This is a genomic window from Bradyrhizobium sp. P2_E8 (assembly GCF_056403875.1).
The window spans coordinates 1-1494 of sequence record NZ_JBFUES010001386.1; the positions used below are offsets into that span (position 1 = coordinate 1).

The following is a 1494-nucleotide window of genomic DNA, read 5'->3' on the forward strand; positions in this document are numbered from 1 at the left end:
GCAATACAGGCACTGGCTGGCGAAGGCCTCGTTGAGCTCCCACAGATCGATGTCGTCGACCTTCAAATTATGCCGCTTGAGCAGCCGCGGAATCGCGGCGACCGGCCCGACGCCCATCTCGTCCGGCTCGACGCCGGCGGCGACGAAGCCGCGGAAGATGCCGAGCGGCTTGAGGCCCTTCCGGGCTGCAATCTTGTCGCTCATAATCACGCAGGCCGAAGCGCCGTCCGAAAGCTGGCTGGCATTTCCTGCGCTGATTGTCTTGCCCTCGAACACCGGCTTGATCTTGGCGAGGCCTTCGGCGGTGGTTTCGGGACGTGGGCCTTCGTCTTTTGTGAGCGTCACCTGCTGGTAGGTGACCTCCTTGGTGTCCTTGTTGAACAGCGCCATCCTGGTCGTGAATGGCACGATCTCGTCGTTGAAGCGGCCGGCCTGCAACGCAGCGCCGACGCGGCGTTGGCACTCGAGGCTGTATTCGTCCTGCTTGTCGCGGCCGATCTTGTAGCGCTCGGCGACGACCTCGGCCGTATCCAGCATCGACATGTACATTTCGGGCTTCATCGCCATCAGCTCGTCGTCGACGGCGTGGAATTTGTTCATGTGTTCGTTCTGCACGAGGCTGATCGACTCGATGCCGCCGCCGATCGCGACCTCGACGCCATCAAGCATGACCGAGCGTGCGGCCACCGCGATGGCCTGGAGGCCGGACGCACATTGCCGGTCGATAGTGGTGCCAGCGACTGTCACCGGCAGGCCAGCGCGGATCGCGCCCTTGCGCGCCACGTTCATCACCATGGTGCCCTGTTGCATCGCGCAACCCAGGACCACATCTTCCACCTCGCCCGGCGCGATCCCGGCGCGTTTCACCGCTTCGGCCATCACGTGCCCGGCCATGGTCGGGCCGTCCGTATTGTTGAGCGCACCGCGGTAGGCTTTGCCGACAGCTGTACGGGCGGTGGAAACGATTACTGCTTCAGTCGTCATGCCTGCCTCGCTGCTTACGCGGCCGCGTCCAGCTGCGCGTAACGCAGCACGTGGAACGCGGGATCGCCGAACTGGATGTTGATGGAGGAGAGCCGCTTGAAATAGTGCCCGACGTTGAGCTCGTCGGTCATTCCCATGCCGCCATGAAGCTGCACCGCTTGGTCGGCAACGAACTTGCCGGCATAGCCGATCTTCGACTTAGCGCCGGAGGCGAGCCGCGACAGTGCGGAATCGCCGGCGCTGAGACTGAGGCTCAGATGCTGCATCAGGGAGAGCGCTTCCTGATGCGCGATGAACATGTCGACCATCCGATGCTGCAGTACCTGGAAGGAGCCGATAGTGGTGCCGAACTGCTTGCGGGTCTTGGAATAGTCCAACGTCGCCGAGTTCAGCTCACCGATGGCGCCGACGGCTTCCGCGCAGAGCGCGCCGATGGCGCGATCGCGGCAGGCTTCCAGCGCGGCAATACCCTCGCCTTCCGCTCCCAGCAATTGCCCGCGGACATCGCGC

General features: G+C 63.8%; 2 protein-coding genes. Both read right to left on the reverse strand.

All coding sequences use genetic code 11. The features are described from left to right. Window positions 1–984 (reverse strand): acetyl-CoA C-acyltransferase (locus tag AC1D00_RS40690; RefSeq protein ID WP_477014588.1); only part of this gene is annotated, 984 nt, incomplete at its 3' end. 14 nt (window positions 985–998) lie between these two features. Continuing rightward, on the reverse strand, window positions 999–1494 hold a 496-nt coding region (locus AC1D00_RS40695), incomplete at its 5' end, for an acyl-CoA dehydrogenase family protein (RefSeq protein WP_477014589.1).